The 22,952-nt window shown below is 72.2% G+C and carries 20 protein-coding genes, 1 tRNA gene and 1 pseudogene; 9 read left to right on the top strand and 13 right to left on the bottom strand.

Annotation, left to right across the window (positions count from 1 at the left end; all coding sequences use genetic code 11):
- Positions 1-9 precede the first annotated feature (9 nt).
- Complete coding sequence (locus OG584_RS22970) at positions 10-1,416, bottom strand: amidase (protein ID WP_405780550.1); 1,407 nt, start codon at positions 1,414-1,416, stop codon at positions 10-12.
- Positions 1,409-2,380 carry a D-2-hydroxyacid dehydrogenase gene (locus OG584_RS22975; protein WP_405780552.1) on the bottom strand — a complete coding sequence of 324 codons (972 nt, stop codon included), beginning with the start codon at positions 2,378-2,380 and terminating at the stop codon, positions 1,409-1,411. Before OG584_RS22975 ends, OG584_RS22970 begins: the two co-directional genes overlap by 8 nt.
- Before the next feature lie 151 nt (positions 2,381-2,531).
- Between OG584_RS22975 and OG584_RS22980 the strand changes: the two genes are divergently transcribed.
- From OG584_RS22980 to OG584_RS22990, 3 genes are all read left to right on the top strand, one after another.
- Positions 2,532-3,350, top strand: a complete 819-nt coding sequence (locus OG584_RS22980) for a decarboxylase (protein WP_405780553.1) — start codon at positions 2,532-2,534, stop codon at positions 3,348-3,350.
- Positions 3,347-4,066, top strand: a complete 720-nt coding sequence (locus OG584_RS22985; RefSeq protein ID WP_405780555.1) for a decarboxylase — start codon at positions 3,347-3,349, stop codon at positions 4,064-4,066. The genes OG584_RS22980 and OG584_RS22985 overlap by 4 nt, the downstream gene beginning before the upstream one ends.
- Positions 4,067-4,237: 171 nt before the next feature.
- On the top strand, positions 4,238-5,296 hold the full coding sequence (locus tag OG584_RS22990; RefSeq protein ID WP_405780557.1) for an LLM class flavin-dependent oxidoreductase: 1,059 nt from the start codon (positions 4,238-4,240) through the stop codon (positions 5,294-5,296).
- 244 nt (positions 5,297-5,540) lie between these two features.
- Here OG584_RS22990 and OG584_RS22995 read toward each other — a convergent pair.
- Together OG584_RS22995 and OG584_RS23000 are read right to left on the bottom strand one after the other, a co-directional pair.
- Positions 5,541-5,973: pseudogene (locus tag OG584_RS22995) on the bottom strand (protein kinase domain-containing protein); the annotation flags it as partial.
- Positions 5,974-6,144: 171 nt separating this feature from the next.
- Positions 6,145-7,956, bottom strand: coding sequence for a putative bifunctional diguanylate cyclase/phosphodiesterase (locus OG584_RS23000; protein WP_405780559.1), 1,812 nt, complete (start codon positions 7,954-7,956; stop codon positions 6,145-6,147).
- A 377-nt stretch (positions 7,957-8,333) separates the two neighbouring features.
- Here OG584_RS23000 and OG584_RS23005 point away from each other — a divergent pair, with 377 nt between their 5' ends.
- Positions 8,334-9,557 (top strand): M6 family metalloprotease domain-containing protein, encoded by a 1,224-nt coding sequence (locus OG584_RS23005; RefSeq protein ID WP_405780561.1) that lies wholly within the window; start codon positions 8,334-8,336, stop codon positions 9,555-9,557.
- 88 nt (positions 9,558-9,645) lie between these two features.
- On the opposite strand, the gene OG584_RS23010 is transcribed toward OG584_RS23005, so the two are convergent.
- From OG584_RS23010 to OG584_RS23040, 7 genes are all read right to left on the bottom strand, one after another.
- Positions 9,646-9,719: transfer RNA gene (locus OG584_RS23010), tRNA-Lys, on the bottom strand.
- On the bottom strand, positions 9,710-10,390 hold the full coding sequence (locus OG584_RS23015; protein WP_405780563.1) for a bifunctional DNA primase/polymerase: 681 nt from the start codon (positions 10,388-10,390) through the stop codon (positions 9,710-9,712). Before OG584_RS23015 ends, OG584_RS23010 begins: the two co-directional genes overlap by 10 nt.
- A gap of 141 nt (positions 10,391-10,531) precedes the next feature.
- Positions 10,532-10,870 (bottom strand): hypothetical protein, encoded by a 339-nt coding sequence (locus OG584_RS23020; RefSeq protein ID WP_405780565.1) that lies wholly within the window; start codon positions 10,868-10,870, stop codon positions 10,532-10,534.
- Positions 10,871-11,114: 244 nt separating this feature from the next.
- Positions 11,115-12,443 (bottom strand): AAA family ATPase, encoded by a 1,329-nt coding sequence (locus OG584_RS23025; protein WP_405780566.1) that lies wholly within the window; start codon positions 12,441-12,443, stop codon positions 11,115-11,117.
- The gene (locus OG584_RS23030; protein WP_405780567.1) at positions 12,440-14,098 is read right to left on the bottom strand and encodes a hypothetical protein; all 1,659 of its coding nucleotides are present in this window, start codon (positions 14,096-14,098) and stop codon (positions 12,440-12,442) included. Before OG584_RS23030 ends, OG584_RS23025 begins: the two co-directional genes overlap by 4 nt.
- A 133-nt stretch (positions 14,099-14,231) precedes the next feature.
- A complete protein-coding gene (locus OG584_RS23035) occupies positions 14,232-15,398 on the bottom strand; it encodes a hypothetical protein (protein WP_405780568.1) in 1,167 nt (388 codons plus the stop codon).
- Entirely contained in the window at positions 15,292-16,206 is a 915-nt protein-coding gene (locus tag OG584_RS23040) for a phosphatase PAP2 family protein (protein WP_405780570.1), read from the bottom strand. Before OG584_RS23040 ends, OG584_RS23035 begins: the two co-directional genes overlap by 107 nt.
- A gap of 196 nt (positions 16,207-16,402) precedes the next feature.
- Here OG584_RS23040 and OG584_RS23045 point away from each other — a divergent pair, with 196 nt between their 5' ends.
- Positions 16,403-16,999 (top strand): histidine phosphatase family protein, encoded by a 597-nt coding sequence (locus tag OG584_RS23045; protein ID WP_405780572.1) that lies wholly within the window; start codon positions 16,403-16,405, stop codon positions 16,997-16,999.
- A 45-nt stretch (positions 17,000-17,044) separates the two neighbouring features.
- Here the strand turns inward: OG584_RS23045 and OG584_RS23050 are convergent, their stop codons facing one another.
- Positions 17,045-18,373: a hypothetical protein gene (locus tag OG584_RS23050; protein WP_405780573.1), complete on the bottom strand. Its 1,329-nt coding sequence runs from the start codon at positions 18,371-18,373 to the stop codon at positions 17,045-17,047.
- Positions 18,374-18,587: 214 nt separating this feature from the next.
- Here OG584_RS23050 and OG584_RS23055 point away from each other — a divergent pair, with 214 nt between their 5' ends.
- Positions 18,588-19,025, top strand: coding sequence for a hypothetical protein (locus tag OG584_RS23055; protein WP_405780575.1), 438 nt, complete (start codon positions 18,588-18,590; stop codon positions 19,023-19,025).
- A gap of 114 nt (positions 19,026-19,139) precedes the next feature.
- On the top strand, positions 19,140-20,003 hold the full coding sequence (locus OG584_RS23060) for a spermidine synthase (RefSeq protein WP_405780577.1): 864 nt from the start codon (positions 19,140-19,142) through the stop codon (positions 20,001-20,003).
- Between the two features lie 38 nt (positions 20,004-20,041).
- On the opposite strand, the gene OG584_RS23065 is transcribed toward OG584_RS23060, so the two are convergent.
- A complete protein-coding gene (locus OG584_RS23065; protein ID WP_405780578.1) occupies positions 20,042-20,191 on the bottom strand; it encodes a hypothetical protein in 150 nt (49 codons plus the stop codon).
- Positions 20,192-20,716: 525 nt separating this feature from the next.
- On the opposite strand from OG584_RS23065, the gene OG584_RS23070 reads away from it, so the two are divergent.
- Together OG584_RS23070 and OG584_RS23075 are read left to right on the top strand one after the other, a co-directional pair.
- The gene (locus OG584_RS23070; RefSeq protein ID WP_405780579.1) at positions 20,717-21,406 is read left to right on the top strand and encodes a response regulator transcription factor; all 690 of its coding nucleotides are present in this window, start codon (positions 20,717-20,719) and stop codon (positions 21,404-21,406) included.
- Positions 21,403-22,797: an ATP-binding protein gene (locus OG584_RS23075; RefSeq protein ID WP_405780582.1), complete on the top strand. Its 1,395-nt coding sequence runs from the start codon at positions 21,403-21,405 to the stop codon at positions 22,795-22,797. Before OG584_RS23070 ends, OG584_RS23075 begins: the two co-directional genes overlap by 4 nt.
- Positions 22,798-22,952: the final 155 nt, after the last annotated feature.

Consider the following 22,952-nt stretch of genomic DNA (forward strand, 5'->3'; position numbering starts at 1 on the left):
CGCCCCGTGTCACAGCCGAATACCGGCGGGCCTGGTCAGGCCCGCCCCGGCCTCGTACAGCGCGTGCGCGGCCCGGAGCACGACGGCATCCGCATGCCGCGCCCCCACCAGCTGCACCCCGACCGGCAGCCCCGCCCCGTCCGTGCCGCAGGGCACCGAGGCCGCGGGCTGCTGGGTCAGGTTGAACGGGTAGGTGAACGGGGTCCACCCGGTCCAGCGCCGGTGCCCCGAATCCCTGGGCGCCTCCAGCCCGGCCTCGAAGGCGGTGAGCGGCAGGGTCGGTGTGACGAGCAGGTCGTACCGCTGGTGGAAGAGGCCCATACGCCGGCCCAGCTCCATCCGTACGTCCACGGCCGCCAGGTAGTCCAGCGCCGAGTACCGCTCGCCCTCCGCGACGACCTCCCGCAGCCCCGGGTCCAGCAACTCCCGCTGCTCGCTGCTGAGATGCTCCGCCACCCGGGCGGCCCCGCTGAACCACAGCGTGTGGAAGGCGGCGACCGGGTCGGGCAGATCGGGATCCGTCTCCTCGACGTACGCGCCGAGCTCGGCGAGCCGGCTCACCGCCTGCCGGGTCGCGGCCGCCACCTCCGGTCCGACCGCCACCCGGCCGCCGAAGCTGGGCGAGTACGCGATCCGCAGCCCCTTCACGCCGCCGTCGAGGCCGGTGAGCAGGCTCCCGGCGGGCGGGGCCAGCTGTGACCAGTCGCGTGGGTCGGGGCCGCTGATCACGTCCATCAGCAGTGCCGCGTCCGCGGCGTCCCGGGTCATCGGACCGACGTGAGCGAGCGTCCCGAAGGCGCTGGCCGGATACAGCGGGACCCGTCCGTACGTCGGCTTCAGCCCGAAGATCCCGCAGAACGAGGCCGGGATCCGCACCGAGCCCCCGCCGTCCGTCCCCAGACCGAGCGGCCCCGCCCCGAGCGCCACCGCCGCGGCGGTGCCGCCGCTGGAGCCGCCCGATGTGCGGGACGTGTCGTACGGGTTGCGGGTCACACCGTGCCGCGGTGAGTCGGTGACGCCCTTCCACCCGAACTCGGGCGTCGTCGTCCTGCCCACGAAGACCGCGCCGTGCTCCCGCAGCCGGGCAACCGACGGCGCGTCCTCGTCCCACTTCCCGCCCGGCGGTACGGTCCTCGATCCCCGCAGCGTCGGCCCTCCGCGCATCAGCAGGATGTCCTTGACCGTGACCGGCACCCCGTCGAGCAGCCCCCGCGGTTCGTTCGCGCGCCAGCGTGCCGCCGACGCCTCGGCCTGCTCCAGTGCCGCGGCGGACTCGATCCGGACGAAGGCGTTCACTCCGGGCTGCACCACCTCGGCCCTGTGCAGCACGGCGCGGGCCGCGTCGACCGGGGTGAAGGTGCCCTTCCGGTAGTCGGCCAGGAGTTGTCGGGCGGTGAGGTCGCAGAGGTCAGTCATGGCTGTGGACGTACCCACGTTTCTTGTCGACCACGTTCGGCAGGGGCTCTCCGTTCGCCCACTTGTCGAACAGGTGGAGGAACTGCTCACCGAGGTCGTCCCGCCAGCCGGCGGTGTCGCCGCTCATGTGCGGAGAGACCACCAGGCCGGGCACGTCCCAGAGCCTGCTTCCGGCGGGCAGCGGCTCCTGCTCGAAGACATCGAGTGCCGCCCCGGCGAGCCACCGCTTCCCGAGCGCGTCGGCCAGGTCGTCCTCGACGACGAGCGCCCCGCGCCCCACATTGATGAAATGCGCCGACGGCTGCATCGTGCCGAAGGTGTGCGCGTCGAACATGCCCCGGGTGACATCGGTGAGCGGTGCCGCACAGATCACCCAGTCGGCCCGGGGGAGCAGCAGGTGCAGCTCGTCCGCGCCGTGCACCTCGCCGCGCGCCGTCCGCCCGACCAGAGCCACCCGGACGCCGAGTGCGGTCAGCGTGTCGGCGATCGCCCGGCCGATGGGCCCCGAGCCGACCACCACCGCCCGCGTGCCCGCGACGCGCCGGGTCTCGCGGTGCTGCCAGTGCCGGCGGCGCTGGAGCTCCAGCGTGCCGGAGAAGTCCTTGGCGAAGGCGAGGACGAGGCCCGCGACGTACTCGGCGATCGGCTGGTCGAAGATGCCGCGTGCGTTGGTCACCACGGTGTCCGAAGCGGCCAGTTCGGGACAGAGGAGGTGGTCGACGCCGGCGCTCGCGGTGTGCACCCAGCGGGGACGCGCTCCCTCGCCCGGCCAGGCTCTGCGGACCGCGTCGGAGAGGAAGTCCCAGACCAGCAGAGCGTCCGCGTAGGGGAGTTGATCGCCGAGCGTGTGCGCGTCCGCGTGCACGATGTTCGCCCGTCCGGCAAGTTTCTCGAGGCGCGGCAGCGGGGCCGCGTCCAGTACGAGAAGGGTCGGTTCAGCGCTCTGGTCAGCGGTTTCGGACATGCGCGCGGTCCTTCGACTGGGGTCGGTCGGGTTTCGTCGGAGTAAGCACATTGCAACGTCTGACATGTACGGATTGACCGGGCTCGCACAGCGACCCTACCGTCGACAGCAGAACCACAGCGGCCTCACCCACATCACTTGGGGGGCAACAATGGACATCTCCTTTCTCGGCGGACCACAGCCACAACGTGGTGTGGGTGTCGTAGCCCCTTTTGACTTCGCTCTCGACAGAGAGCTGTGGCGGTGGGTGCCGGACGACGTCTCACTCCATCTGACGCGTACCCCCTACGTACCGGTGGAAGTCTCCCTGGACCTCGCCCGGCTGGTGAGCGAACACGAAACGCTCCGGGAAGCGGTCCTGGCCCTGAGCGCGGTCGCGCCGCAGGTGGTGGCGTACGCCTGCACCAGCGGCAGCTTCGTGGGCGGAGTCGCAGGTGAACGGGGTATGTGCACGGCGATGACCACGGCCTGCGACCTTCCGTCGATCACCACGTCGGGAGCTCTCCTGGAGGCCTTCCGGCAGCTCGGCGCACGGCGGATCGCCCTGGTCACGCCCTACACTGAATCTGTGACGTCTTCCCTTGAGGAATACCTCGGCGAAGCGGGGACAGTCGTCACCGGGCGGGCCTTTCTCGGCCTCACCAGGCACATCTGGAAGGTCCCGTACCGCGATGTGGTGGACATGGCTCGACAGGCGGTGATCGGTTCGGCGGACGCGCTCTTCATCAGCTGTACCAACCTTCCGACGTACGACGTGATCCCGCAGCTCGAAGCGGAGCTGCGGATGCCGGTGCTCTCGGCGAACCAGGTCACGATGTGGGCGGCGCTGCGGCACATCGGCGCTCACGCCGTCGGTCCGTACCAGCAGCTGCTGATCGATTCGGCGCCCGATCCGTCACCGGCAGTCCTGCCCGAACCCGCCAGCGCACTGGCAGAAGATCCGCCCGAAGAACAGGGAGGCTGGACATGACAGCGGTCGGGTTCCTTTACCCGGGGCATTCCGCGGAGGACGACTACGAGCGCATCGAGCAGCTCCTGGCGTCCGACGTGAGACTGCCCGTCGTCCACACCGACATCGGCGAGGACGCGCACCGGGTGGACGCCCTCATCGAGATGGGCGCTGCGGACCGGCTCGCGGCGGGTATAGAGGAGCTGCGGCTCGCCGGGGCCGAGGCGGTGGTGTGGGCGTGCACGAGCGGCAGCTTCGTCTACGGCTGGGAAGGCGCGCACGAGCAGATCCGGGACCTGGCCCGAGCGGCCGGTATGCCGGCGTCCAGTACGTCCTTCGCCTTCGCGCACGCGATCCAGTACCTCGGCGCGGAGAAGGTCGCCATCGCCGCGACATATCCGGAGGACGTGGCGGGGTACTTCGCCACCTTCCTCAAGTCGGCCGGTGTCGAGGTGACGGCGACCCGCGGCAGCGGCATCATCACCGCTGCCGAGGTCGGCACCTGGGGGCGCGACGAGGTCATCGAACTGGCGCTGGCCGGCGATCACCCGTCGGCCGATGTGCTGCTGCTTCCCGACACCGCGCTGCACACGGCGGCGTACGTGCAGGAACTGGAGCAGGTCCTGGGGAAGCCGGTGCTCACGGCGAACCAGGTGTCCGTGTGGGAAGGGCTGCGGCTGGCCGACCGGAAGGTCCCGGGCGACCGGCTGGGGAAGCTCTTCGCCCGGCGGGCGTGAGGCACTGAGGCGCGGGGTGCGGCGGATCTCCGCCCCACCCCGCGCCTTCCGTTTCCCCGGGCCCCTCGATGTCATCGGGCCGGAGGGGCCGGGACCGCCGCCGGGAATAAGCGGAGACCGTCCCCTGTTGCTGACGCTGTACCTGGCCGACAACCAGAAAGGCCCAGCGCGGTGGACCCGATTCAAGGCAAGGCGGCCGGAACCGCCCCCGTACCCCTGTCCGTACTGGACCTGGTGACCGTGGGGCAAGGGCGCACCGCCACCCAGGCCATCCGCACCGGAGTGGACATCGCGAAGCTCGCCGAACGCCGTGGCTTCCACCGGTACTGGGTGGCCGAGCACCACTCCATGCCCGGTGTCGCCTCGTCGTCGCCGGCGGTGCTGCTCGCGCACCTCGCCGCTCATACGGACCGCATCAGGCTCGGCTCCGGCGGTGTGATGCTGCCCAACCACGCACCGCTGGTGATCGCCGAGCAGTTCGGCACGCTGGAGGCGATGGCGCCGGGGCGGGTCGACCTGGGTCTCGGCCGGGCCCCCGGCACCGACGGCGCCACCGCCGCCGCACTCCGCCGCTCCGACCGGCTCCATGAAGGAGCTGACGAATTCCCGCAGCAGCTCGCGGAGTTGATCAGGTTCCTGGACGACGACTTCCCGGACGGCCACCCGTACGCGCGCATCCACGCCGTGCCAGGACCGGTCCAGGGCCCGGCCGGCCGCCCGCCGGTGTGGCTGCTCGGTTCGTCCGGCTTCAGTGCGCGGCTGGCCGGCACGCTGGGCCTGCCGTTCGCCTTCGCGCACCACTTCTCGGCGCAGAACACCATCCCGGCACTCGACCTCTACCGGGAGTCCTTCCGGCCGTCGGCGGTGCTCGACGCCCCGTACGCCCTGATCGGCGTCGCGGCTCTCGCGGCCGACGACGAGAAGGAGGCGCACCGGCAGATCCTCTCCGGCGCCCTGTCCATGGTCAGGCTGCGCACCGGCCGCCCGGGGCTCGTGCCGACGCCCGAAGAGGCGGCGGCGTATGAATTCAGCCCGCTGGAGCGGGAGTTCGTGGACGGCTGGCTGAAGAACATCATCTCGGGCACCGCCGACGAGGTCCGCTCCGGACTCGACGACCTCCAGAAGCGCACGGGCGCCGACGAGTTGATGATCACGGCCAACGCACACGGCGGCGAGGCGAGGCTGCGTTCGTACGAGCTGATCGCCGACGCGTACGGACTGCCGGGGTAGCACCGGCCTCCTGCACGTACCCTGAGCCGCCTCACCCCCTCCGGGTGGGGCGGCTCAGCGCTGTACGGGTGGTTCCGCTGCTCACCCTGCTCGGGACAGGACGCCGAGCGTGGTGATCGGAGCGGCGGCCGTGAACATCACGATGTCCCCGTTGCGGCTGCCCAAGTCCGTCTGCTCCACGGACACCTCGACAGTTGACTGGCATTCCGCCGCGTTACCGGCCGTCGGGCCGGCATCGAAGAAACGGTTTGACGTCCCGGTGAACGAGCCCGTGCTCATGCACGGCGTCGAGCGCCTCGGCCAGTCCGAAGCCCAGCGCCCGAACGGTGCGGTCCGGCAGCGCGCCGTGCTCCTCCACGATGTCCGCCAGATCGCTGCCCGCCACGTAGCCGGTCGCCACCCATGGCTGCACGGCGGTCCGGATCGGCGGCAAGGACGAGGGCGGTGCGGACGTGGTCCGCCTGACCGCTCAGCAGCCGCGCCGTCTCCACCTCACTCGCGAACCGGGTCCGGAACCGCTTGTCCGCTGCCAGGTGCGGGTGCACCACTTTCACGGCGACAAGGCGCCCACCCCGGCTGCGGGCCAGGTACACCCGCCCCATACCGCCGTGCCCCAGCACGCCCAGTAAGCGAAAGCCTCCGACTTCGGCCGGGTCGTCCCCGGCCAGCGGTTCCAGTGGCCGCATATCTCAAGTCCCCCGCACATACGATGGATCCACCGTGACGCGTCTGCGTCAATCAGCTTACGGGCGGGACGCTGCCGCGCAGTGGTTTCACGGATCGCTCACTGTCCGCGGGCAGGCCTCACGGCCGGGCCCGCTCTGCGCTCGCACGGGCGGTTCCGCCGCTCAGTTCCGCTGGACCGCGGCCCGGCCCAGCAGGGCGCCGATCTCCTCCGGTGGTACCGCCCGTGAGTAGAGATAGCCCTGCCCGGTGTCGCATCCGATCCTGCGCAGCCGTGCCGCCTGCCCCGTCGTCTCCACGCATTCGGCGGTGACAGTGAGCCCCAGCCGGTGTGCCAGCTGCACCAGTGCCTCGACGATCATCTCGTCGGCCGGGTTCGGGTGCGCTCCCGCGTCGTACCGGAACCCGCGGACGAACGAGCCGTCCAGTTTCAGCACCGACACCGGCAGCCTGCTCAGATACGCCAGGTTCGAGTAGCCGGTCCCGAAGTCGTCGATCGCGATCTGGACGCCCATGTCGCTGAGGTCCTGGAGCGCCTGCAACGGCCGTCCGGCCGACCCCATCACCGCCGACTCGGTGAGCTCCAGCTGGAGCAGGTCGGGCGCCAGGCCCGTCTCGGCGAGGATCCCGGCGACGTCGGCGACCAGATCCGAGTCCCACACCTGCCGTACGGCGACGTTGACGCTCACGAACAGCGGTGGGCGAGAGGGGTGTTCGAGCTGCCAGGCCCGCGCCTGCCGGCAGGCGGTGCGCAGGACCCACGCGCCGAGCTGGACGATCGAGCCGTCCTCCTCCGCCAGTCCGATGAACCGGTTCGGCGTCAGCCGGCCGAACTGCGGGTGGTTCCAGCGCACCAGCGCCTCCACCCCCTTGAGCTCCCCGTCCGCCAGGTCCACCAGCGGCTGGTACTCCAGGACGAACTCGCCGTCGTCCACGGCGGGGCGCAGAGTCGAGGAGAGCGCCTGCCGGGTCATCCGGTGAGCGTTGCGCTCCGGGTCGAAGAGCGTCCAGCGCGCTTTTCCGTCCGCCTTTGCCCAGTACAGAGTGGTGTCGGCATCCTGCATCAGCCCGGTGGCTGTGGTGCCTTCGGCGAGCCGCTCCACCACGCCGATCGAAGCGGACACCGAGAGCCGCTGGCCACCGAGGTCGAACGGCTCCTGGAGCGCGGCGAGTACGGATGCGGCGAGGTCGGCCAGCTGGTCCGTGCCGGTGGAGTCCTCGACGAGCAGGGCGAATTCGTCACCTCCCAGCCTGGCCACCAGATGGCCGCTGCTGCGTCCGTAACCGGACTGGTCGGCGCAGTGGGTCAGGCGGGAGGCGACCACGCCGAGCAGCCGGTCGCCGAACCGGTGGCCCAGTGTGTCGTTGACCGCCTTGAAGCCGTCGAGGTCGAGATAGCAGAGCCCGATCCGGCCGGTGCCCGGCTGTTCGTACGCCGACGGATCGAGCGCCGCCGACAGCCGCTCGAAGAACAGGGTGCGGTTCGGCAGCCGGGTCACCGGGTCGTGCATCTGGAGGTGGCGCAGCTTGGCCCGGAGCTCGCGCCGGTCGCTGACGTCGGCGACCGAGAGCAGCACCTGGGAGCTGTCGGGGAAGGGGGCGACGCTGACCTCGGCCCAGAGCGAGTGGCCGTCCGCGTGCTTGAGCCTGCGGGTGCAGCGGAAGCTGGAGCGGCGGCCCCGCAGTACTTCCCGGTACGCGTACCAGGTGCGGGTGTCCGCCGCCAGGTCCACGAGGCAGGAGGCGGTCTGGCGGGCCAGCGTCGCGGGTTCGGCGCCCAGCAGCCCGCCGAGCGCGGCGTTGGCGGTGACGACCAGCCCTTCACGGTCCACGACGGCCATGCCGAGCCGCGCGGTGTTGAAGGCGGCCCGGTAGTCGTGCAGCTCGGCCGCGGTCCTGCCGACGGTCTGACGCTCTGTGACCGGTGGCCGGACGGATCCCGGCACCGGACCCGGTCCTTCAGGGGTTCCGTTCACGGCTGGCTCCCGCTGTGCAGTCGTCTCGAACAGGTGGGGTCGGGGTCCGTCGGCCGGACGGTGGAGGGCCGCCGGAGGCGCGTGTCCACATGGGAAAGTGTGCCGATCATAGAGGTTGAAGCAAGGACCGTTCCAGCCTCGTTGGCGCGCGGTGGTCGCACCCGCGCCCAAGGGTGATCGTTTCTGCTCGGCTGTGGTCCGGGGTCTTTCTGACGTGATCGGTTGTGACTTTCCGTAAAGGTCCGGGGTGTCGAGTCCAGTCACTCGCCTGGGGCAACTGGACAGGACATAACCATATAAACCGCCTCAGGGTGGGTGGGGTGTCCCGCATCCCGATCCCGGAGGTCTACGTGCAGCGTCCGCAGACACTCGGGGGAGTGGACCGACGTCGTCTGCGACAGGCCGCAGCTGTCCTTGTCTCGTTCATGGCGCTCACCGCGACGTCCCTGGTCGCGGGGCCCGCGGTCGCCACCGTGGGCGGCGAGGGCCCGTGCGCGCTGCCGCGCAGCGACCTCCACCACTCGGTCGGTCTCGACAGCTGGAACCCCGCCTACCCCCGGCCGGTCGGGACCCTCGACGCGGTGATGATCTTCCTGTCCTTTCCCGGAGCGGCACCGGACACCACTCCCCAGGAGCTGACGGCCGACTACTTCCCCTCGACCACGACCTTCTTCCGGCGTGCCTCGTACGGGAAGTTCACCCTGCGCCCGCACCCGCAGCGGCGCTGGACCATGATGCCGAAACCGGCCTCCGCCTACGCGATACGGCGCGACTGGAGTGCGGACGAGCGGGACGCCTATCTGCGGGACGCGGTGGCCGCGGCGGATCCTTCCGTGGACTTCAGCAAGTACGACCTCGTCTACCTGATCGCGGACCCGGACGCGCCGGGGGTCGACTCGGACGCCACGAAGGTGGTCAACCTGGACACCCCGATGCACGCCGACGGGACGGAGATCCGGCGCTTCGTCACCGGTTTTGAGCACCATCCACCCGATCGCGATGTGCTGGCGCACGAGACCGGGCACGTCTTCGACCTGCCGGATCTCTACCACCGTCCGTCGGACGACAAGGGCGACTGGGACACCTACGTGGGTGACTGGGACGTCATGGGCAGCCAGTTCGGCCTCGCCCCCGACTTCTTCGGCTGGCACAAGTGGAAACTGGGCTGGCTGGACCGGCGGCAGATCGCCTGTGTGCGGGGCACCTCGGCCCAGATGTTCACGCTGGAGCCGCTGGAGGAGGTCCCGGCGCCGGGCGCCGACACCGCCGGAACCCGGCTCATCGTCCTGCGTACCGGACTCGACACCGCCCTCGCCATCGAGGCGCGCACCGCGGCCGGAAACGACGCAGCGACCTGCTCGGAGGGGGTCCTCGTCTACCGGGTGAAGGCGGACGTCGCGTCGGGTGACGGCGCGATCCAGGTGGTCGACGCCCACCCGCACAGTTCGGCCTGCTGGGGGCAGTCGGTCTACCCGCAGCTGGCCGACGCGCCGCTCGGGGTGGGGGAGACGTTCACCGTCCCCGGTAACGGGACGAAGGTGGAAGTGGCCGACCGTACGCCGTCGGGATCCTGGACCGTCAAGGTAACGCCGGTCGTATGACGCCGGTGAGATGACGGCGGTGAGGTGACGGCGGTGTGCTGGGACAACGAAGAAGCCCCCCGCTTCCGCGAGGGGCTTCTTCCGTCTGTGCGCCGCCAGGGACTCGAACCCCGGACCCGCTGATTAAGAGTCAGCTGCTCTAACCAACTGAGCTAGCGGCGCCTGCTGACGTCGTAGACCTTAGCATCCTGATCGGCGCGGGGAAAAATCGATAAGCAGCCCGCAGTGGCCGCCGGAGCAGCCGCGGCGCGCGCCGCGCGCACACAGGCCCACAGCATGACCTCGGGCCCCGGCAGCCACGGATGGCGGGTGTCGGGTGCGACGAGCCAGCGGGGTCCCGTACGGGGAACGGTGGAGGCCGGCGACGGTACGGTCACGGCGTCACCGGTGCCGTGGCAGAGCAGCGGCGGCACCGCGTCACCCCACTCCTCCCAGTGCAGCAGGGACGGCAGCCGCTGTGCGGTGCCGGGTGCGGCGAAGAGCAGCATCCGGCCGCGGTGGCCCGCGACCGGGCCCGATCCGGGGCCGTCCGACCACATGGTGTCCAGCATCCGGCGGCCGAAGACCGCGGGCACATTGACCACGTCGAAGACCGAGCCGCAGTCCAGCACAGTGGGGGCGGCGGGCCTGGACTCCCAGAGCGAGAGCGCACTGCGCGGATACGGGGAGGCGGAGGCGAGCCATCCCGCTCCGGCCGCGGTGACCGTCGTGGCGAGCTGCCCTTCCTGGTCGTCGAGGTTCCGGCTGAGCCCTGCCGAGGTGCGGCCGCCCGAGCCCCGGGCGGAAAGGAGTCCTGTGCTGTCGCTGCCGTCATTTCGCTGCCATGAGCTCATGCCGACAAGATCTACCTGGAGTGATGGCCCCACTCCGCTGGGTTGGCGGAAATCGGGACAGGCGGGGGCGGGGAGGCGTATCTTGCCCACCGGCATATGCCAAGTGAGGTGGCTTTCTGCGGATGTCGGCGGCTCAGGACCTCAGGACGGTGAGCCGCGCAGCAGGTCCCTGCCGAACTCGATCATCTTCTTCGTGTAGTCCTCGGTCCAGTGCGCTCGGCCCGCGATGTCCGCCGCCGTCAGGCGGTCGAAGCGGCGCGGGTCCGCGAGCTGCGCGGCGGCGATCGCCTGGAACTCGACCGCCCGGTCCGTCGCGGCGCGGAACGCCAGCGTCAGCTCGGTGGCGCGGGTGAGCAGCGCCGCCGGGTCGTCGATCGATTCCAGGTCGAAGAAGTGCTCGGGGTCGGCAGTGGCCGCGGAGGGCTCGAAGAGCAGCGGCGCAGGCCGCGGCTTCCGCTCGCGCTGTTCGGGCTCCGCCATGTGTGCCTCCTGCTGTGCGGGTCTCTGGTGGTGTGGTGCCGTCCACCGTGGGATTTCCGGCCACCGTCCATTGTCCCGCCCCGCGCAAGGGGGCTCGTACAGGCAGCGGGCGGCGTCGCGTCACAGCGGTCGGTACGGCACCCGGTGTTCCGCGAGGTGGGCGAGGACCGCGTGGTTCGCCTCCCACCCGTCCGGGCTGTGTCTGTCTGCCGCCTGCGGCGGTGTGCCGGGCTCCGTCCGGCGGTTACGGGGTCCAGGGCACCCGGTGTTCCGCGAGGTGGGCCAGGACCGCATGGTTCGCCTCCCACCCGTCCGGGAACTTCACCGTGACGCCCAGTTGGACCGGGTCCGTCGAGGGGTGTTCGTCGAGCAGCTCGGCCACCCCCTCGCGGCACACCACGACGCACGCGTGCCGGTGCCGTGATGCCAGGACGCAGAGCCTGCCCGTCTCCAGGTGGAACGCGGTCGCGTCCGGGCGGCCCGACAGTGGGTGCAGCACAACGGTGACGTCGAACTCGCGGCCCTGCAGGCGGTTGGCGGTATCGACCGCGACGCCCGTCACTCCGAGCTCCGTGAGCGCCGCCCGGACCGCGGCCGCCTGATCGCGGTGGGCCGTGCCGACCGCGATACGGTCCGCCGTCACCGGTACCGGGTCCGGCGACTGCTCGCTCACCGCCGCCCCACCGCGGTCGAGCAGCCGCCTGACGACCAGGGCCACCGCCCGTACCGCCTCCGGGTCCGTGCGCGGTGTGTGCCTCGCGGGCAGTTCGAGCAGGCCCCAGCCCGCCTCCGCCGCCTCGTCCAGCACCCGGTCGGGCCCCGATCCGTCCGACGCCACACCGAAGCTCAGCCGCCGGTCACCGTGGCCCGTGCCGCTGCGGAACGGTGTGTACGGATAGAACGCGTCCGACACGAGCGGCGCCGCCGACGCGGGCAGCCGCCAGGAGACCGGCAGCCGGTGCTGCGGAAGCTCGGGGTTGTGCGCGAGCAGGGTGGAGACCGCGCTCGACGACGGGTCGTACGCCAGGCCCGCCCACTGCTCGGCGCCGACGACGCTGAACGGGTCGAGCTGCCCCGGGTCGCCCACGAACAGCGCCCGCTCGAACAGCCCGGCCACGGCCAGCAGGGCGTCCGAGCGCATCTGGTACGCCTCGTCGACGATCGCGTGCCGCCACGGCTCCACGCCCTTCACGTGCGCCCACTTCGCGGCCGTCGAGATCACCACGTCGAGCCCGGCGAGATCCGCGGCCTTGGCGGACTTGCGGACGTTCGGCAGGTCGTCCAGGACCTTGTCGTACGGGTCGGGGTCGCTGCTGTGCAGTCTGCCGACCGGCAGGTCGGGGTCCTTCCCGGCGAGGCGGACGACGAGGTCGTCGACCTGGGCATTGGTCTGTGCGACCACCATCAGCGGCCGGCCGGCCGCGGCCAGCTCACGGGCCGCGCGCACCACCAGCGTCGACTTGCCCGCGCCCGGTGGGGAGTCGACGACCACTCCGCGGGCGGCGCCGTGCAGGGTGTCGTCGAGGATGGCCCGCGTGGCGCGGGCCGCCTCAGCGCCGGGGTCGAAGGTCACAGCAGGTCCTCAGGGGTGACGGGGTCGGGGCTCGTCGCGGAGCCGGGAGCCGCGGACGCGGCGGAGCCCGCGGACATGGCGGGGGAGCCGTCCGACGGGCCGGTGACGCCGGGCGGGCCGCCGTGCGTCCAGGGGGTGTCCTCGGCGGAGGGCAGCTCAGGGCCGCCGCGCGAACTGTGCTCGAAGAGCGTCCAGCACAGCCGGTCGCCCTTCTCCGGCACGGTCCCCGGCGCCGGATCCTTGGCACGGCCCATCCCGTTGGTGACGCGCAACACCAGCGAGCCGTCCTCCTCGTACCGTACGAACTCGGCTGTCTGCGCCTTCGGCGGGTCGCCGGGGAGCGAACGGTGGACCTTGCCGCGCTCGCCGATGTGCGGTGTGTCGTCCGTGCGGAACGTGACCAGGGGACGCGGACTCGGCCGCTTCGACTCGCTCCACGCCATCACGACGTCGGTCACCTCACCGGCGAACGCCTCACCCGCGAGTCGCCGCCCGGCCATCACCAGCGGGTCGTCCAGGGCCTCCTGCGCCTCCAGCTGGGTCTGCGCGGTCTCGCGCGACGCGAGCTTCTGCGCCGCCGTCACCGCGTCGTCCCGGCGCGGCTGCGGCGGCTCGCCCGCCCGTACCCGGTCCCGGTGACCGGTGAACGACCAGCGGTCGCGGGTCCAGCGCTCGGTGGCCCTGGCCCCTTCGGGCAGCTCCCCCACCAGCCCGATCGCCTCCCACACCGCGTCCCAGGTGGGGCGCAGCTGTCCGGCGAGGAGCCGGCGGATCTCCCGCTCGGCCGCCGTCAGTTCGCCGAGCCGGTCGTCGGCCGCCGGCCCGTCCTCGGCGGCGGCCAGCGCCGTACGCGCCAGGTCGTACCGCTCCACCGCGGGGGCCAGCAGCCTGTTGTCGAAGGCCGGATCGGTGGCGGGGCCCGCCGGCGGGCAGAGCAACTGTCCCTCCCCGTCGCGTGCCAGCTCGGCCCGGAGCGCGGCCTCCGCGCCCGAGGCGCCGTCGGCGGGGTCGATCCAGGCGAGCAGCGCGCCGAGATGCTGGTCCTCCAGGCTGCTCTGGCCGGTGGCCCAGTGGCGGTTGAGCAGGTCGGTGGCGGCCAGCAGCAGCGAGGACCCCGGCACCCGGGCGCGCTCACCGTAATGCGTCAGCCAGCGGCCGAGCAGGGGGACGCGGGGCGGCGCCGGATAGGGCGCCTCCGGGTCCTCTTCGGCTGTACGCCGGAAGCGCATCGACCTGCCGAGCAGCCGGACGAAATCGATGCCCGCCCGGCCCGGCACGATCAGCTGCGGTGCGTCGGAGCACAGCTCGACCTCGACCTTGACCTTCTTCCCGGTTTCCGGATCGGCCTCGGAGCGCTCCGCCGCCTCCACGTCGTCGGCATATCCGTCGATGTGCGGCAGGACGGCCTCGGCCAGCTCGGCGAGGAAGGCGAACCGCAGATCCCGGTCGCGCGGCTGTGCGACGACCAGCAGCCTCGGAGCCGCGGGGTCCGTACCGACGAGCGCCCCGAGCGGTGCCCCGGCCTCGCCCGCTGTGGTGAGCGGGACGAACACGAGCGGGCGTGCGGAGAGGTGCCGGTGGCGGACGGTGGCGGTGGGCCGGGCGCGGCCGGACTGTACGGCCTCCAGCCGGGCCAGCGTGCTGATCAGCGACATGGCGGCGAGCCTTCCTGCTGCCGGGGCGCTGCCCCGGGGTCCGGTGTGCGCACGGCCCGGCTCTGCGGGCCGGCCGGGCTCGTCCGGGTCTGCTCGACGGGCGGCTGCCGGCTGCCCGCGCCCGGTGGCGGCATCAGCACGCGGCGCCGCCCAGCGCCTCAGCGCGCAGGGCCGCGGCCCTGCGGAGCGCGGCCACCGCCGGGTCCGACGGGTCGCCCTCGTCGCCGCGCGCCGCTGCCAGTACGGCGTCGACCGTCGTCAGCCCGCCCAGCTCGCCGCGGATTCCCCGGCCGAGCGCCTCCACCGAACCCGCATCCCGGGCCCGGCCGCGGCAGTGGAAAGCCAGCTCGCAGGCGGCCAGGCATTCCGGCGCGTACGCCGCGTCGACCGATTCGACCGCCGCCGTGAGCTCGGCGGGCGGCAGAGCGGGATCGAAGGTGGTGCCTTCGGGCAGCGCCGCCGCGATGTCCTCGATACGGGTCAGCCGGGTCAGCTGACGGCGGGTCACCGCGAGCTGCTTGCGGACGTCGACGGCCGAGGCCGTCGGCAGGTTGGAGAAGTCCTTCGGGCAGACCAGCAGGATCCGGTCGTCGACCGACGCGCCGCCGACATGTGCCGCGACCCGCTCCAGCGCCAGCACGTACACCGCGGACTGACGGGCGGCGGCGCCCACCTTCGCCGCGTCGGCCGACGCGTCGATCATCGGGAAGGACTTGATCTCGATCACTGTCCAGCGCCCGGCCGGGTCCACCACCACCGCGTCCGGCTCCAGGTAGGCGGGGGAGCCCGCCACCTCCAGCGCCAGCATCGGATGGTCGAACAGGGCCCACCCGCCGGCCTCGGTGGCCTCGCGCAGGGCGAGCGCGGTCCGCGCCGCGCGGCCCTCGGGGCCCGCCGCCGCGAGATCGGGAACCGTGACATCCACCGGGTCGGCCGTGCCCATGTGCTCCGCCAGGAGCCGCATCAGATCGGCGCCGCCGTCGGCCTTGACCCTCGCCTCGAAGGCATTGCCCCGCATGAAGGCGAACTGGGACTGGCCGAAGGCCGCTGGGGAGCCGAGCGCCTGCGCGATAACCGTCTTGTTCACCCCGGCGCCGTCCAGCAGGGCGCGCCGCTCGCAGCCGGGGTTGGCCGCGAGGGCCGCAAGCGCACGGGCGTCCAGCGGCTGTGGTGCGACGGACGGGCCGCGCAGCTCAGCGAGCCGCTGTCGGAGTGCCGTCGTCGGCGGTGTCGGCGGAGGAACCGGAAGAGGCCGACGGTCTGGCGGAGGAGGAGGTCCGCTGCCCGGGGAATCGCTCACCCGGGGAAGTCTGGCATCCGGCACCGACAATCGGGGACGGGCCGGCAGGCGTACCGGAGGAGAAGCGGGCGCGTATGCGGTCGGCCAGCCGCACCACGGGCCGGGCGAGCAGCAGCCCCGCACCCATCACCGCGACCCCCGCGATCGCGTCGAGAAGATAATGGTTGGCCGTGCCCAGCACCACGAACGTGATGGCCGTCGGATAGAGGACGGCGCATATTCGGGCCAGGGGCGTACGGCCGTATCGCCAGAGCATCACCCCGCACCACAGCGCCCAGCCCACGTGCAGGCTCGGCATCGCGGCGAACTGGTTGGTCATGCCGCCGAGTCCGCGCGGGGCGCTCGCGTCGTCCCCCCACCATCCGTACGAGCTGTACTGCGCCATCGTGTCGACGAACCCCTCGGTCGACGCGAGCAGCCGCGGCGGGCAGGTCGGCGTCAGTGTGAAGCCGATCAGGCCGAGCAGTGTGGAGACCATCAGCCAGGTGCGGGCCGCCCGGTACTGGGCGGGGCGGCGGCGGAAGAGCCAGATCAGCACCGCCGGGGTCACTACGTAGTGCAGCGACGCGTACGCGAAGTCGGCGGGTATCCCGATGCCCGGGGTGTGGGTGAACAGCCGGTTCAGCGGGTGCTCGACGTTGATGTGCAGGAACTTCTCGGCCCGCAGCAGCGACAGCCCGTGCTGGACCGCGTCCTCGGTGCTGCCGCGCGCCAGCAGCCGGCCCGATGAGTAAGCGGTGTAGACGACAGCGATCACAAGGAGCTCTGTCCACCAGCGGGGCCGGTCACGGGTCGCGGTGTACGGCATCCGAATGCTCTCCATCGTCTGTCCAAACGGGGCCAGTCACCCGGCGTACCACCATAGGGCGTATCGAATGACAAGTTCAGGCGGCCCCTCTTGGCAGGGGCACGGTAGGTGGGACGCCAGGGCCGTCCGCCGGGTTGCCCCGGAACCCCGTACGCGATGATGGGAGAGGCATCACCGCACGGTAGGAGAGAGCGTCATGGCACCCCGCATGCTGCTGGTCAGGCACGGACAGACCGCATGGTCGCTGTCCGGGAAACACACCGGCAGAACGGACATCCCCCTGCTCGACGAGGGCCGCGAAGGGGCGAAACTGCTCGGCGAGCGGCTGCACCGGCCGCCGTGGGACGCCGTGCCGGACACCCGCGTGTACACCAGCAGGCTGCTGCGGGCGAGCGAGACGTGCGCGCTGGCCGGGTTCGCCGGCCGGGCGCAGGAGTGGGACGCGCTCCTGGAGTGGAACTACGGGGCGTACGAAGGGCTCACGCCTGCCGAGATCCAGGCGGTGCGCCCCGGCTGGTTCATCTGGCGCGACGGCGCTCCCGACGGTGAGTCGGTCGCCGACGTCACCGCGCGCGCCGACGAGGCGATCGACCGGATCCGTACGGGCGGAAGCGATGTCCTCGTCTTCGCGCACGGCCACATCCTGCGGGCGCTCGCGGCACGCTGGCTCGGGTACGACCTGACGTTCGGGGCGCGGATCCGGCTCGCGCCGGCATCGCTGTCGGTGCTGGGCTGGGCGTACGGCGCGCCTGCGGTCGAGCGCTGGAACGACACCGGTCACCTGGAGCCGTAGCGGCCGCCCCTCGAAGGGGGTGCCGCCCTGGACCGGCAGGCCCGCTCAGACCAGCCGGGGGGTCGAGGCGTGCCGCTCCAGGAAGGCCGGCACCCCGGCGGTCCTGCGCTCGGGCAGCAGCCGGCGGGCGGTGCCGGCGAGCATCGCCTGGATACGGGACGACTGGACCTGGTCGAGCAGGTCCAGCACCTGATGCCCGGCTGCCGCGGCCCGGTCCGGCGCGCCTGCCCTGACCAGATCGTCGGCGAGCTGGGCGCGATAGAGAGCCAGATTGCGCGCGAAGTGCGGATCCTGGAGCGCCGCGGCGCGCTCGGCGTGCTGAGCCGCCCGCGGCCAGTCGCCCAGCGCCGACCAGCACTGCCCTTCCAGCATCTCCAGCTCCGCCTCCACGAAGAAGCTCATCCACTCCGGGTCGGCGTCCGACGTGCCGCGCGCGAAGAGGGACTTGGCCCGTACCAGCGTCTCCGCGCAGGCCGTTCGGTCACCCAGCCCCGCCCAGCCGCCCGCCTCCCGCAGGGTCAGCAGCGACAGCAGCCGGGGCGACGACAGGTGCTTCGCCGCCCGCTCCCCGGCCTGCGCCGCGCGCACCGCCTCCCGCGGGCGCCCCGCGTCGCGCGCCAGGAACGCCGTGTTGCAGAAGGCGTGGGCCTCAAGAGCGGGGTCACCGGCGACTCTCGCGGTTGCCAGGGCCTCCGCGTAGTGGGAACGGGCATCGTCGAAGCGGCCCGAGTCGTGGGCCAGCCATCCCACGGAGATGGCCAGTTCACCGGCGCCCGTGTGCAGCCGGTCGGCCACCGCCTGGCGTGCGGTGCCCGCGTCGAGCAGGGCGTACGCGGCCTGAAGGGGCTGCGCCGCCCGCTGGTAGAGACCGTCGGCGCCGTGCCGGTCGTCCAGCAGCCGGATCTGCCGTACGGCCGCTTCGACGGCGCTGACCTCCGCGTCGCCGACATGGCGCGGGGACGGTACGGGGGCCGGGCCGAGGCCCAGTGGAACGGCGGCCAGCACGGCGGAACCGCCGGCCATGAATGCGCGACGCAGCACGTCGCTCTCCTCGTTGTTCTGGCTGGTGTGGGGCGGGGACGGCGGGTCGGCCGAGGCAGCATGCATACCCCGGCCGCGTACCGTCCCGCGGTCCGAGAACCCCAGGTCCTCCAGGGCCGAACCGGGGAACATGTGCAGGAAGACCCGCTCGTACGCGTAGTTGGGACAGCGGATCTCACCGGCCTCGACCCGTCCGATGTACCGCGCGTCACAGGCGACTTGCTCGCCGATCTCGCGGGCGGCCCGGCGGATCGCCGCCGCGAACTCACCGGGCGAGCGCTGTCCGCGCAACTGCCGGAAAGCCGCGTTGCGTACGCCCCGTGAAGTCGCCATGGCCGAGCCCTCTCTGGCGGATGGTGCTGCCGGCCCGGACCGCTCCGGCGCGCAAAACGTACCGTCTGTGATGAGTCGCACACACCCGGTTTAGCTACAAAACGGATATCTCACCCGCGATTTGCCATGAACTGCCATCCTTTACGGCGGCGCTGCGCCGTAGCCCTTGACGTCCGCAGGCGTTGAACCTTGTGGAGAACGAGGAGGGGTTGCCTTGTTGGAGACCGGTATCGAGATGAGCGGTTCGAGAACGACCGCCCGGCACAAGCCCAGCCAGGAGTGCAGCGCACCACCCGACGGTGCGGCCGAAGCGTGCGATCTGGTGACGGTCCCGGCGCGGCAGGGACTCGAGGCGGTGGACATCCTGCGCAGGGGAGCGGATTCGGCCGACGTGGGGCCCGTACTGCACGACGGGGCCTGCGACACGCTCGGCTTCCTGGTGCCGCCCGGCACGGCGGACGGCTGGGACATGCCGGGCAGCGCGTGTACGCAGACCAACGGCCGGGGGCTGCGGATCCCCGACGAACCGCCGGTCCAGGGCAGCGGCTGGCTGCTGCCGCCCGAGACGGTGCCGGTCACCGATCCCTCGGTGCTCAGGGCGGCACTCGGCGAGGCGGCCCGGCTGATCGAGGCGGCGGACAACCGCCGGTGACCCCGCGGGCGCCGCGCGAGCCGGCGGATGCCGGAGCCCCGACCTGCCGCCGCCGTGGAGCCGGCCGCGGCGTCCGGGCGGCGGGCGGCCGGGCGCCGCATTGATACTGGAGACGTGGCGAAGAACAAGCGGCAGGGCCGTTCCGTACCCGAGTCCGTGGTCGAGCAGGTGGACGGCGGGATCGCCGAGCTCAGGCCCGACCGCGACCGCCCGCGCGGCTGGACCCTGCTGATCGACGGCGCCCCGCAGTCCCACGTGGACCTCGACGACCCCACGCACCTCGACTTCGAGTACCAGCGCAGGCTCGGCCATGTCATCGACCTCGTGGGTCCGCCCAGGCAGCCGCTGCATGTCGTGCATCTGGGAGGCGGGGCCTTCACCCTCGCCCGTTACGTGGCGGCGACCCGGCCGCGCTCCACCCAGCAGATCGCCGAGGTGGACGGCCTCCTCGTCCAACTGGTGCGCAGGGTCCTGCCGCTGGACCCGGGCGCCCGTATCCGCGTCCGCTCCACCGACGCCCGTGCCGCCCTCTCGAAGGTCCCGGACGGCTGGGCGGACCTGGTGGTCGCCGACGTCTTCAGCGGTGCACGCACCCCAGCGCACCTCACCAGCACGGAGTTCCTCGCCGACGTCCGCCGGGCGCTGAAGCCGGACGGCTGGTACGCGGCCAATCTGACGGACGGCCCACCGCTGGCGTATCTGCGCGGCCAGATCGCCACCGCTGCGGAGACCTTCCCCGAACTGGCCCTGGCGGCCGAGCCGGGGGTGCTGCGGGGACGCAGGTTCGGGAACGCGGTGCTGGTCGGGTCGGCCGTCCCGCTGCCCGTCGCCGAGCTGACGCGCCGGGTGGCCGGGGACGGGCACGCGGGGCGGGTGGAGCACGGTCGGGGGCTGGTGGACTTCACGGGCGGTGCGCGGGCGGTGCGGGACGCCGTGGCGGAGGCCTCACCGGCACCGCCGCCCGCGGTCTTCGGCTGAGGGGGCCCCGCGCTGCGCCCCTCCGGGTCGCGCACCCCTTAGTGGTCGTCCACCTCGACCGACGGCCGGTGCCCGTTCCATGTGCAGAACACCGACACCGACCGCTGCCCCTCCGTGAACGTCACCCGGATCCACTCCGGCTGTTTCCAGACCCGCATCTGCCACCCGTCCGCGGGCGTCGCCGACACGAGCTCCGCGGAGGTGACTCCCAGGTCGAAGACGGCCCGGCCGCCCGAAGACGTATAACTCCGGACGTCACCGGACGAAGCGGAGGAACCGGTGGAATCAGCTGAGCCGGCCGGCGCCCGAGAGGACCGCGAAGGGGGTGAAGCGGGCGCAGTTGACGGAGATGACGGCGAGGAGGCGCTCCCGGAAGGGTGCGCGGACGAGGGGCCGGACGAACCGCCCCCCGGCGACCGGTGGACCGCGCCCCGGGACGTGGAACCCGGTTCCTCGGGCCGCTGGGTGGCCGACGAAAGCAGCTCGGGACTGCCCGCAACCGGGAGCGCCCGGGGCGGATCGTAGGCCGTGCCCGCCATCACCGAATGGACCCCCCACCAGGTCAGCGCGGTCGCCGCACCGGTGGCGAGCGACCATGCCAGGGCCTGTGTCAGTCGTCGGATCATCGCGCCATACTGCACCACCTGCCCCGGCGACACCGCAACACGGTGACAAGCGGACCCGCTTCCCCCGGATGGCGTACGGTGCCGCCCATGGCAAGTGTGCTCGTGGTCGAGGACGACCAGTTCGTACGCTCCGCCCTCATCCGGCACCTCACCGAGGCCTCCCACACCGTGCGGAGCGTCGGCACCGCCCTGGAGGCGCTGCGCGAGGTGGCCCATTTCGGTTTTGACCTGGTCATTCTCGATCTGGGCCTGCCCGACCTGGATGGGGCGGAAGCGCTCAAGATGCTGCGCGGAATCACCGATGTACCGGTGATCATCGCCACCGCACGGGACGACGAGGCGGAGATCGTCCGGCTGCTGAACGACGGCGCCGACGACTACCTCACGAAACCCTTCTCAGTGGAGCATCTGTCGGCCCGCATGGCAGCCGTACTGCGGCGGGCCCGCAGCCGGTCCGGCGCCGAGCCGCCCCCGCGGATGATCCGCGTCGGCGGACTCTGCGTCGACCCGCTGCGCAGGCAGGCGGAGCTCGACGGCGTACGGCTCGACCTGACCCGGCGGGAATTCGACCTGCTGACCTTCCTCGCCGGACGGCCCGGAGTGGTCGTGGCGCGCAAGGAACTGCTCGCCGAGGTGTGGCAGCAGTCGTACGGCGACGACCAGACCATCGACGTCCACCTCTCCTGGCTGCGCCGGAAGCTGGGCGAGACGGCGGCCCGCCCGCGCTATCTGCACACGCTCCGGGGCGTCGGGGTCAAGCTGGAACCGCCCCGATGAGGTGGGCGCTGGTCAAGGTGGCCATGGCCGCCACGGCCATGGTTGTGGTGGCCTTCGCCATCCCGCTCGGTCTTGTCATCAAGGAGATGGCGAGCGACCGGGCGTTCGCAGGTGCCGAACGGAACGCGGCGGCCCTCGCCCCCACCCTCTCCATCACCACCGAACGCCTCCCGCTGGAAAAGGCCGTCGCCTCCACCCCGGCGGGCGCCGCGGGCCGGGTCGCCGTCCATGTGCCCGCGTCCGGCGAACCCGGCAGCCGGGCGACCGAGATCGGGCACCGGCGGGCAGCGGGCAAGGACATCGAGGCCGCGCGCCGCCAGGCCGTGATCACCGGCGTGCCCGGAGGCTCCGCACTCCTCCAGCCGACCGCGCTGCCCACCGGGAAGATCGCGGTCGTGGAGGTGTACGTACCGGAGGACGAGGTCACCAACGGCGTCGGCACCTCCTGGCTGGTCCTCGCGGGGGTGGGTGCCGCGCTCGTCGTCGGCTCCGTGGCCGTCGCGGACCGGCTGGGCGCACGGATGGTACGGCCCGCGCAGCGGCTCGCGCGTGCGGCGCACGACCTGGGCGAGGGCAGGCTGTCGGTACGGGTCCGTGAGGAAGGGCCGACCGAGCTGCGCTCCGTCGCCGCGGCGTTCAACTCCATGGCCGACCAGGTCGTCCGACTCCTCGACAACGAACGTGAACTGGCCGCCGACCTCTCGCACCGGCTGCGCACCCCGCTCACGGTGCTGCGCCTCAACGCGGCCTCGCTGGGCGACGGGCCCGCCGCCGAGCAGACCCGCGCGGCCGTCGAGAAGCTGGAGCGGGAGGTCGACACGATCATCCGCACGGCCCGGGAACAGCGCCCGCAGACCCAGGGGCGGCCGGGCGCGGGCGCCGGCTGCGACGCGTCCGAGGTGATCCGCGAGCGGATGGCCTTCTGGTCGGCGCTGGCGGAGGACGAGGGCCGCACCGTACGGCTCGCGGGCGTGGACCGGACGGTACGCATCCCGGTCGCACGCTCCGAACTGGCGGCCGCACTCGACGCGTTGCTCGGCAACGTCTTCCGCCACACGCCGGTGGGCACCCCCTTCTCGGTCGACGTGCACCACGCGGAGGGCGCCGTCATCGTCCTGGTCTCGGACGCGGGTGAAGGCATCGACGACCCGGCGGCGGCCCTGACACGAGGCAACAGCGGGCAGCGGACCGGCTCCACGGGGCTGGGCCTCGACATCGTGCGGCGGGTCGCCGAGTCGACGGGCGGCGACGTACGGATCGGACGCTCGGTCCTCGGCGGCACAGAGGTCAGGCTGTGGATCGCCCTCGGCGGCAGCCGTACCGCACCGGCCCGGGGCCACCGGGTGAGGGGCCGCAGGCGCGGGGCACTGCGCGGCACCGCGTCCGGCTGACGCCTGACGGCAACCGCCGGAATTAACCGCTCCCTTTGTCTTCCTTAAGCCCACCCTAAGATCCTCGCCTTCCATCCTGAACTGCCCAATTGTCCGGTTCGGAGTCGCTAGCGTGCTGGCACACCCCCCACTTCCGTAACGCAGAGGCAGGCACG

Origin of the sequence: Streptomyces sp. NBC_00859, assembly GCF_045161865.1 — a bacterium.
Classification (GTDB): domain Bacteria; phylum Actinomycetota; class Actinomycetes; order Streptomycetales; family Streptomycetaceae; genus Streptomyces.

Coding starts and splice junctions, on each gene's coding strand:
- OG584_RS23075 (WP_405780582.1), top strand. CDS start 21,403: ATGAGGTGGGCGCTGGTCAAGGTGGCCATGGCCGCCACGGCCATGGTT.
- OG584_RS23020 (WP_405780565.1), bottom strand. CDS start 10,870: ATGGCGGAGCCCGAACAGCGCGAGCGGAAGCCGCGGCCTGCGCCGCTG.
- OG584_RS23070 (WP_405780579.1), top strand. CDS start 20,717: ATGGCAAGTGTGCTCGTGGTCGAGGACGACCAGTTCGTACGCTCCGCC.
- OG584_RS22970 (WP_405780550.1), bottom strand. CDS start 1,416: ATGACTGACCTCTGCGACCTCACCGCCCGACAACTCCTGGCCGACTAC.
- OG584_RS23030 (WP_405780567.1), bottom strand. CDS start 14,098: ATGTCGCTGATCAGCACGCTGGCCCGGCTGGAGGCCGTACAGTCCGGC.
- OG584_RS22985 (WP_405780555.1), top strand. CDS start 3,347: ATGACAGCGGTCGGGTTCCTTTACCCGGGGCATTCCGCGGAGGACGAC.
- OG584_RS23040 (WP_405780570.1), bottom strand. CDS start 16,206: ATGCCGTACACCGCGACCCGTGACCGGCCCCGCTGGTGGACAGAGCTC.
- OG584_RS22975 (WP_405780552.1), bottom strand. CDS start 2,380: ATGTCCGAAACCGCTGACCAGAGCGCTGAACCGACCCTTCTCGTACTG.
- OG584_RS23045 (WP_405780572.1), top strand. CDS start 16,403: ATGGCACCCCGCATGCTGCTGGTCAGGCACGGACAGACCGCATGGTCG.
- OG584_RS23015 (WP_405780563.1), bottom strand. CDS start 10,390: ATGAGCTCATGGCAGCGAAATGACGGCAGCGACAGCACAGGACTCCTT.
- OG584_RS22980 (WP_405780553.1), top strand. CDS start 2,532: ATGGACATCTCCTTTCTCGGCGGACCACAGCCACAACGTGGTGTGGGT.
- OG584_RS23050 (WP_405780573.1), bottom strand. CDS start 18,373: ATGGCGACTTCACGGGGCGTACGCAACGCGGCTTTCCGGCAGTTGCGC.